This is a genomic window from Pusillimonas sp., assembly GCF_029263785.1.
In the GTDB taxonomy this organism is placed as follows: Bacteria; Pseudomonadota; Gammaproteobacteria; order Burkholderiales; family Burkholderiaceae_B; genus Pusillimonas.
On record NZ_JAJUFE010000076.1, the window covers coordinates 1 to 8431 of the forward strand.

The following is an 8431-nucleotide window of genomic DNA, read 5'->3' on the forward strand; positions in this document are numbered from 1 at the left end:
ACGTGCGCGGGGGGTCAGCCCCTGCTGCTTGGCAACTTCTTCGGATGCAAGCAGCAAAGCGCAGGCGCCGTCGTTTACTCCGGATGCATTACCGGCGGTAATGGTGCCATCAGGGCGTACGATCGGCTTGAGCTTGGCCAGGGCCTCGAGGCTGGTCTGGCGGGGGTGCTCGTCGGTGTCGACGACCAAAGGATCACCCTTGCGTTGTGGAATGGTGACGGCGGTGATTTCCCCGGCCAGATGGCCGGCCTGTTGCGCAGCAGCTGCCTTGTTCTGGCTGGCCAGTGCGAAAAGGTCTTGGTCTTCGCGAGACACCTTGAAATCGTCGGCGACATTCTCGGCGGTTTGCGGCATGGAATCAATGCCGTATTTTTCCTTCATGAGCTTGTTCACGAAGCGCCAGCCAATGGTGGTGTCCTCGATCGAAGCCTGACGGGAAAATGCGGTTTCGGCCTTGCCCATCACGAATGGTGCACGGCTCATGCTTTCTACCCCGCCGGCGAGCACGAACTTGGCGTCTCCCGAGCGAATAGCGCGGGCGGCGCTACCCACAGCGTCCAGACCCGAACCGCAAAGGCGGTTGATGGTGGCGCCGGGTACGCTTACCGGCAAACCTGCCAGCAGCAGCGACATGCGCGCGACGTTGCGGTTGTCTTCGCCGGCCTGATTGGCGCAGCCATACAAGGCGTCGTCGAGCTGGCTCCAATCAACATTGGGGTTGCGCTGCATCAGCGCCTTGATGGGCACGGCGCCCAGGTCGTCGGCACGAACAGACGACAATGAGCCGCCGTAGCGGCCGAAGGGGGTGCGAATGGCATCGCATATAAAAGCATGTGTAGTCATGATGAGCAGGCCTGTACAGCAATCGACTTAACCGAGATTCTTGGCAGCGAAATCCCAGTTGACGAGGTTCCAGAAGTTCTCGAGATACTTGGGACGCGCGTTACGGTAGTCGATGTAGTAAGCGTGTTCCCAGACGTCACAGGTAAGCAGAGGCACGTCGTCGGTGGTGAGCGGCGTAGCAGCGTTGCTGGTATTGACGATGTCGAGCGAACCATCAGCCTTCTTGACCAGCCAGGTCCAGCCTGAACCAAAGTTGCCGGCAGCCGACTTGTTGAACGCTTCCTTGAATGCAGCCACACTGCCCCACTTGGCATTGATGCCCTCTGCCAGCTTGCCGGAGGGTTCACCGCCACCGTTGGGCGACAGGCTGTTCCAGTAGAAGGTGTGGTTCCAGACCTGAGCAGCGTTATTGAAAATGCCGCCCGAGGATTTCTTGATGATGTCTTCAAGCGATGCGGACTCGAACTCGGTGCCAGCGATGAGATTATTGAGGTTCGTCACATACGCTTGATGGTGCTTGCCGTAGTGATACTCGAGGGTCTCCTGCGAGATGGTGGGAGCCAGCGCATCGATCGCGTAAGGAAGAGGAGGAAGCTCAAAAGCCATGGTCTGTATCCTTCAAAAAAGCTTGTTGACTAAGAAAAACCTGACGCAGCCCATTATTGTATGGGGCTTTTTAACGGGCTTGCGAGGACGACGTTTATTTTTGTCTGGGTTGAATGACTTCGACATCGGCCCCGCCCTTCGCAAATTCGAGGACGAGTCGATCACCCCTGTTCAAGTCTAACGCATTTTTCACCAGCCCCCCTTGCTCGTCACGAACGATAGCGTACCCGCGGTCCAGAATGTTGCGGGGGCTGAGTGCCTGCAATGTCTGCTGCAACGAGGCCAGCCTTGACCGGCGCAAGGTAAGCAATTGCGGCGCGCAAAGAGTCAGCCGGCCAATAGCGCCCCGAAGTTCGCGACGTGCAGCGTCCAGATCGGGCGACCGGTGACGCAGGCGTGCTGTGGCCATGGCCAGTCGACCGGCCTGCTTATGATGGTGGCCGTCCGCAGCACGCACCAGACGGATCCGGAGCGACTGCAGGCGTTCGCGCTGGCGATCAAGTCTCTGCTGGGGAGACACCAGCATGCCGACTGCCCGGTCCAGACGTAAAGACGCCCGCTCAAACCAGCGCCGTTGTTGAACAGCCATGGCCTGCAAGGCCATGTTTACCCGCTCGAGACATGCCTGACGTGGCAAGCACGCGAGCTCTGCGGCGGCGGTCGGGGTTGGTGCCCTGAGATCGGCTACAAAATCGGTGATTGTGAAATCGGTTTCATGTCCAACCCCACTGATGACAGGAATCGGACTGGAGGCGATAAGTCGGGCCAGCGTCTCGTCGTTGAAACTCCATAGGTCTTCCAGGCTGCCACCGCCCCGTACCAGGAGAATCGTATCGACTTCATTCCGGGCAATGGCTGCGCCAACTGCCTGACAGAGCCGGGCTGCGGCTTCGGCACCCTGCACAGGCGCCGGGTAAATGATTACTCTGACATGGGGAGCCCGGCGACGGATGGCGGTAAGGACATCCCGCAAGGCTGCAGCTGCCAGCGATGTAACGACGCCAATCGAGCGGGGCACCGGCACAATGGGTCGCTTGCGCTCAGAATCGAACAGGCCCTCGTTACCGAGTTTTGCCTTGAGTGCAAGGAACGCCTCGTGCAAGTCGCCCTGGCCCGCGCGACGCATGGCCTCGACCTGCAACTGGTATTCACCCCTGGCCTGGTACAGGGTAACGCTCGCCCGCAGTTCCACGCGTTCGCCGGGCGCTGGAATGAAGCCCACCGTCACAGCCCGACTCCGGAACATGACGGCTCGTACTGAAGCCGCATCATCCTTCAGGGTGAAATACCAGTGCCCGGACGCCGCCTTGGTGAAATTCGAAATTTCGCCGCGAACGGCCACTTGTGCAAAATTGGCTTCCAGGAGCCCGCCAACCTGGCGATTGAGTTGCGAAACCGAAAGGACAAGGTCGCCTCGAAGGGAGGTTGCGGACATGGGCCAGATACCAATCCAGGGGTGAACAAAAAGAAACAACTATAGCAAAAGACCCACCACACGGCCGCTAATGAGAATGGCTACACGGCCAAAAGCGGCTGGCCGGGATTTGGCGCTATCTGAGCCATTTTGCGGCAGAAAAGTCGACTTGGGGATCTCTGCTTTCCACAAATGTCAAGCCTCTGTCAAATCATTGAAATATCAATCAAATTAGGCCGACTTCTTCGGACCCGCTTTAGAATATAAGCATAAGCCATTGATTTATATGCAGTTAATTTAAAATATACAAACGAGCTAAAAATGACCACTGAACCTCTAAGGCCGATGTAATGCGCGACTCCCAAGCTTTATACACAGAATTATCCACAGTTTCTGTGGATAGACCGTTGAGAGCGTGCATCCACGCCATTTTCACCCCTGGGAACGAGCAAAATCGCCGTTTGCGACAAATTATTTCAAAGCGGATCGGAGCTTGGGAATCAGCTTTTTCCAATTTGGGTTCTGGCACCGTAAAATGGTTGGCAATATAAGCACATTAGGGCGGAGATACCATTTTGCTGCAGATGATTGATGAAGCCGGCTGGCCAATCTGGTTCCTTATCATTACCTCGGTGCTGGGGCTGGCACTCATTATTGAACGCTTCCTGAGCCTGCGGCGCGGTCGAGTGCTGCCTAGCGGCCTGTTTGACCGGGTAGTAGAGGTCGCCCGCCGTGGTGGCGGCAGCAAAGAAACTTTGCAACGTCTGGCGGGCAGTTCGCCGCTGGGTCGGGTGCTGGCCGAGGTGGTGGCAGTCAGAGGCGAATCGAGCGACTATCGCACGGCAGCGATTGAGGAAGCCGGTCGCGACGTAGCGCATGAACTCGACCGTTACATACCCGCTTTATCCACCATTGCGGTGGTCGCCCCTCTGCTGGGTCTGTTCGGCACCGTGGTGGGCATGATCGAAATTTTTTCCTCGTTCACTCCCGGAGGTGGCGACCCGGCCCAACTGGCACGCGGAATTTCGGTGGCGCTGTACAACACGGGTTTCGGAATTCTGATTGCCATTCCCGCCTTGATCTTTCATCGGTACTTCCGCTCACGCGTTGAGTTCTATCTGCACCAGATGGAACGCCAGGCCGGTATCCTGAATCGGGTACTGGCAGATGAAAACGAACGAACCCGCCCATTTGAAGTTGCGGCGCCATGAATTTCAGACGTAAACCCTGGCACGATGAACCCGACATCAATCTGATTCCCCTCATCGATGTCTTGCTGGTCATTTTGATTTTTTTGGCGGCAAGCACCTCGTTCAACCGCATGCAGCAGTTTCAGATCAGCCTGCCGGAAGCCAGTGCAGAAGCTCCCGACCTCGAGGCTCTCGATATTTCCATCAGTCGCGAGGGTTTATATGCACTGGACGGCAAGCTTATCGAACAAGGGCAAACCATTGATATTTCCAACGCCCTGCGACAGGCGCGGCGATCTCCTGATCAGGCGCTGATCATTAGCGCCGACTCACACAGCCCTCATGAGTCTGTCATGCGAGTGCTCGAAGCAGCGCGACAGGCAGGGATGGAACGTATCCACTTCGCGGTTCAGAGTCCACCTTGAAACTTGCCAGTTTTCTTACCCCGTATATCCATGCCACGTGGCAGAAAAAGGGCTTGTTGAGCGCCTTGCTGTTACCCCTGTCATGGATAACCGCCCGCGTCGTCGCTTCGCGCAAAAGGCGGGCGCGCCTGGCGCCTTCTCTACCCTCGTTGCCCACAATTGTCGTGGGCAATATCCTGGTCGGAGGAACAGGCAAGACACCTGTCGTCGTGGCGGTAATAAAAAGCCTGCAGGCGCGCGGCTGGACTCCTGGGGTGGTGAGTCGAGGCTACGGCGTCAAGATCGGACCTTCTCCGCGCACCGGGCAAGGGGATCTTCCCGCCACTGAATTTGGAGACGAACCGTCGCTGATTGCGGCCTCTACCGGGGTGCCGGTCGCCGTTCATCCACAGCGCGACCGGGCGCGGCAGGCGCTGATCAAAAACTTCCCTGACGTCAATGTGGTTGTCTCAGACGACGGCCTTCAACATCTGGCCCTCAGTCGGGACGTCGAAATTGTGGTTCAGGATGCGCGAGGATTGGGAAATGGGCGGCTGATTCCAGCCGGGCCGCTTCGGGAACCCGCTTCAAAACTGGATGAAGTGGATTTCATCATAGACAACCGTGCGGCAACGGGTAGTCAGCCGCTCGATCGCGGTGTAGTAGTGCCCTTTTGCAAATCCCGGCACGCAAAGCGCGTTTCAATGCGCTTGCAGCCCACTTTTGCCGAAAACCTCGCGACGTGCAAGCGGCTTGCATGGACGGAATGGGTAGCCCGGTATCGATCGACACCATTGGCGGCCGTTGCTGCCATCGGCCAGCCCGGACGTTTTTTTCAGACGCTGCGCGACGCCGGACTGGAAGTGGCTGTTGAACAGGCGTTGCCAGACCACGCCCCTTTTTCAGCATCTCCGTTCTTGAACCTTTCCGAAGATGTCATCGTTATTACTGCAAAGGACGCCGTCAAGTGCCGGCAGTTCAATGATCCCAGGGTGTGGGTCGTTCATGTGGAAGCAATTTTTTCGAATCCTGCCTGGCTGGACGAGCTGGAACAGAAACTGTTGGCCGTCGAGTACTCACATGGCGAAGCCATGAAAATCTGACTCCGCACCGGCCCAGCACAATCTGTTCCGTATTCAAAGCGGTCAAAGGCATTAAACTTTGGTATTGGACATCTATCTGGAATCGCCGTGGAATCCCATTTGCTCGATATTCTCGTTTGCCCGCTGTGCAAGGGCCCATTGCAATACGACAGGCCCGCACAGGAACTCATCTGTAACAGTGATAAATTAGCCTACCCTGTTCGCGACGGCATTCCGGTCATGCTGGAAAGCGAGGCCAGGGTCATCAATGCATCAACCTCTTCGCAAACACAGGCACCCACCGCCGGCACCAGCGCGGCTCCTTCGGCGCCGGACGCGCAGTCATGAGCTTTGTGGCTGTAATCCCGGCCCGGGCATCGTCCTCCCGCCTTCCTGACAAGCCCCTGCTTGACATTGCCGGCAAACCAATGGTGGTGCGGACGGCCGGGCAGGCTGCGCAGTCGAAGGCGCTGCGCGTGGTTGTTGCTACAGACGACGAGCGCATCAGGCAGGTCGTCGAGCAGAGCGGATTTCAAGCATTGATTACCCGGACAGATCATGCCACCGGTACTGATCGACTGTCGGAAGTGGTCGAAGTCCTGGCGCTGGAAGACGATGCAGTGGTGGTCAACGTCCAGGGAGACGAACCACTTATTGACCCGAAGCTCATCGACAGTGTCGCTGAACTGCTGGTGGCCCAGCCGCAGGTGGCAATCGCCACCTGCGCGGCACCCATCACGGATAGCGAAACCTTGTTCAATCCCAACGCCGTCAAGGTCGTTTGTGATGCAAATCAGCGGGCGCTGTATTTTTCTCGCGCGCCCATTCCGTGGGCGCGCGACGCACTCGCGGACGGTGCGCGCATCCTGGCGGCGGGACTTCCCGCAATGCAGCATATTGGCCTGTACGCATACCGGGCCGGCTTTTTGAAGCAATATCCGCAATTGCCCGCAGGGCCCCTCGAAAGATTCGAATCGCTCGAGCAATTGCGAGCCATGGAGAATGGTTTTGAGATTGCAGTTTTACGTATTGAAGATCACCCTGCACCCGGTGTTGACACCGAAGCCGATCTTGAACGAGTACGCGGCATCTTCGTAAATCGGTTATAAATCGTCCTCGAAGCTGCGCCGACGTTGTAAAATTTGCTGCGTTGCCGCATAAGCAGAAACTGCAGAAACACCTTTGGAGATACTCATGCGATTGATCCTGCTCGGTCCTCCCGGCGCTGGCAAGGGAACGCAGGCCGCGTTCATTACAGAAAAATTCGGCATTCCCCAGATTTCAACTGGCGATATGCTGCGCGCGGCGGTCAAGGCTCAGACGCCCCTTGGCATCGAAGCGAAAAAGATCATGGACTCCGGCGGACTGGTCTCTGACGACATCATCATCGGACTGGTCCGTGATCGCCTTAAAGAGCCTGATTGCGAAAAAGGCTATCTGTTCGACGGTTTCCCGCGCACTATCCCGCAGGCCGATGCGCTGAAGGACGCTGGTGTGAAGCTCGACTTCGTGATCGAGATCGTCGTACCCGACGAGAACATCATCGAGCGGATGAGCGGCCGCCGGGTCCACCCCGCCAGCGGGCGCAGCTATCACGTCACATTCAATCCGCCCAAGACGCCCGACGTGGATGACCTCACGGGCGAGCCACTGGTGCAACGTGACGACGATCGCGAAGAAACCGTACGCCATCGTCTGTCGGTGTATCAGCAACAGACCCGCCCGTTGGTGGATTATTACTCCAGCTGGGCAAATAGCGGCGACGAGCGCGCACCCGCCTTCAGGCAGGTTTCAGGTGTTGGCTCGCTGGAAGAAATCCGCCAGCGAATCGCCGACGCGCTCAAATAAAACAGCCTTCTCCCGGGCAGAATAACGACGGGCGCCTGGCGCCCGCTTCAACAAGAGGAAGTTATGGAGATCAAGAACAAAGTTTTCGTGGTAACCGGCGCAGCATCCGGACTGGGTGCCGGTACGGCACGCATGCTGACGCAAGAAGGCGCCAAAGTGGTACTGGCCGATGTTCAGGACGAAGCCGGCAAACAGCTGGCGCAAGAACTGGGACAGACCTATGTACATTGCGATGTAACGCAGGAAGCGGATGCAACGGCGGCCATCGAGGCGGCCAAGGCACTCGGCCCCTTGTTCGGCCTGGTCAGTTGTGCCGGTATAGCCCCGGCCTCTCGTACTGTCGGCCGGAACGGCCCACACGCTCTGGATCTGTTCCAGAAGGTCATCATGATCAACCTGGTAGGCACATTCAACATGGTCCGCCTGGCAGCAGCGGCAATGTCCGAGAACGAGCCGGAACCCACGGGCGAGCGAGGTGTCTTGATCAACACTGCTTCCGTCGCCGCCTACGATGGCCAGATCGGCCAGGCCGCCTATTCAGCGTCAAAGGCTGGAGTTGCCGGCATGACGCTTCCTATTGCACGCGATCTGGCAAAGCTCGGTATTCGCTGCATGACGATCGCTCCGGGAATCTTCGGTACGCCCATGGTCTTTGGCATGCCCCAGGAAGTTCAGGATTCTCTGGCCGCCAGCATTCCCTTCCCTTCCCGCCTCGGCCGTCCCGAAGATTACGCGAAGCTTGTACACAGCATCATTACAAATGAAATGCTCAACGGCGAAACCATTCGCCTTGACGGCGCCATTCGCATGGCACCGAAATAAGCTCCATGAGCTTGATACGGTCGGCCGCCACGGTAAGCGGCCTCACCTTATGCTCACGCATCACGGGCCTGTTCCGGGACATTCTCATCGCCGGTTCTTTCGGTGCAGGCCCACTTACCGACGCGTTCTGGGTTGCGTTCCGCATTCCTAACCTCTTGCGCAGACTCTTCGCCGAAGGCGCATTCTCGCAAGCCTTCGTTCCCATTCTGGGCGAAGTACGAA

At 57.7% G+C, this 8431-nt stretch carries 11 protein-coding genes; 8 read left to right on the forward strand and 3 right to left on the reverse strand.

The genetic code is table 11. The features are described from left to right. The 3 genes from Q1J88_RS12365 to xseA form a co-directional block, all read right to left on the reverse strand. On the reverse strand, positions 1-843 hold an 843-nt coding region (locus Q1J88_RS12365), incomplete at its 3' end, for an acetyl-CoA C-acyltransferase (protein ID WP_301118031.1). 27 nt (positions 844-870) lie between these two features. After that, complete coding sequence (gene sodB / locus Q1J88_RS12370; protein WP_301118032.1) at positions 871-1449, reverse strand: superoxide dismutase [Fe]; 579 nt, start codon at positions 1447-1449, stop codon at positions 871-873. 94 nt (positions 1450-1543) lie between these two features. After that, on the reverse strand, positions 1544-2884 hold the full coding sequence (xseA, locus tag Q1J88_RS12375) for an exodeoxyribonuclease VII large subunit (RefSeq protein ID WP_301118033.1): 1341 nt from the start codon (positions 2882-2884) through the stop codon (positions 1544-1546). 554 nt (positions 2885-3438) lie between these two features. Between xseA and Q1J88_RS12380 the strand changes: the two genes are divergently transcribed. From Q1J88_RS12380 to Q1J88_RS12415, 8 genes are all read left to right on the forward strand, one after another. After that, positions 3439-4074: a MotA/TolQ/ExbB proton channel family protein gene (locus Q1J88_RS12380; RefSeq protein WP_301118034.1), complete on the forward strand. Its 636-nt coding sequence runs from the start codon at positions 3439-3441 to the stop codon at positions 4072-4074. Continuing rightward, positions 4071-4478, forward strand: coding sequence for a biopolymer transporter ExbD (locus Q1J88_RS12385; RefSeq protein ID WP_301118035.1), 408 nt, complete (start codon positions 4071-4073; stop codon positions 4476-4478). Before Q1J88_RS12380 ends, Q1J88_RS12385 begins: the two co-directional genes overlap by 4 nt. After that, entirely contained in the window at positions 4475-5560 is a 1086-nt protein-coding gene (lpxK, locus tag Q1J88_RS12390; protein ID WP_301118036.1) for a tetraacyldisaccharide 4'-kinase, read from the forward strand. The genes Q1J88_RS12385 and lpxK overlap by 4 nt, the downstream gene beginning before the upstream one ends. Positions 5561-5647: 87 nt before the next feature. Further along, positions 5648-5887 (forward strand): Trm112 family protein, encoded by a 240-nt coding sequence (locus Q1J88_RS12395; protein ID WP_301118037.1) that lies wholly within the window; start codon positions 5648-5650, stop codon positions 5885-5887. Further along, positions 5884-6648, forward strand: coding sequence for a 3-deoxy-manno-octulosonate cytidylyltransferase (gene kdsB, locus Q1J88_RS12400; protein ID WP_301118038.1), 765 nt, complete (start codon positions 5884-5886; stop codon positions 6646-6648). The genes Q1J88_RS12395 and kdsB overlap by 4 nt, the downstream gene beginning before the upstream one ends. 85 nt (positions 6649-6733) lie before the next feature. Further along, positions 6734-7387 (forward strand): adenylate kinase, encoded by a 654-nt coding sequence (gene adk / locus Q1J88_RS12405; RefSeq protein WP_301118039.1) that lies wholly within the window; start codon positions 6734-6736, stop codon positions 7385-7387. Between the two features lie 63 nt (positions 7388-7450). Further along, positions 7451-8209 (forward strand): 3-hydroxyacyl-CoA dehydrogenase, encoded by a 759-nt coding sequence (locus tag Q1J88_RS12410; RefSeq protein WP_301118040.1) that lies wholly within the window; start codon positions 7451-7453, stop codon positions 8207-8209. Between the two features lie 5 nt (positions 8210-8214). Continuing rightward, positions 8215-8431: lipid II flippase MurJ (locus Q1J88_RS12415; protein WP_301118041.1), on the forward strand; the 217-nt coding region annotated here is incomplete at its 3' end.

Bases quoted from the DNA above. Each gene is read 5' to 3' on its own strand.
- sodB (WP_301118032.1), bottom strand. From the start codon at position 1,449: ATGGCTTTTGAGCTTCCTCCTCTTCCTTACGCGATCGATGCGCTGGCT.
- xseA (WP_301118033.1), bottom strand. From the start codon at position 2,884: ATGTCCGCAACCTCCCTTCGAGGCGACCTTGTCCTTTCGGTTTCGCAA.
- Q1J88_RS12385 (WP_301118035.1), top strand. From the start codon at position 4,071: ATGAATTTCAGACGTAAACCCTGGCACGATGAACCCGACATCAATCTG.
- kdsB (WP_301118038.1), top strand. From the start codon at position 5,884: ATGAGCTTTGTGGCTGTAATCCCGGCCCGGGCATCGTCCTCCCGCCTT.
- adk (WP_301118039.1), top strand. From the start codon at position 6,734: ATGCGATTGATCCTGCTCGGTCCTCCCGGCGCTGGCAAGGGAACGCAG.
- Q1J88_RS12410 (WP_301118040.1), top strand. From the start codon at position 7,451: ATGGAGATCAAGAACAAAGTTTTCGTGGTAACCGGCGCAGCATCCGGA.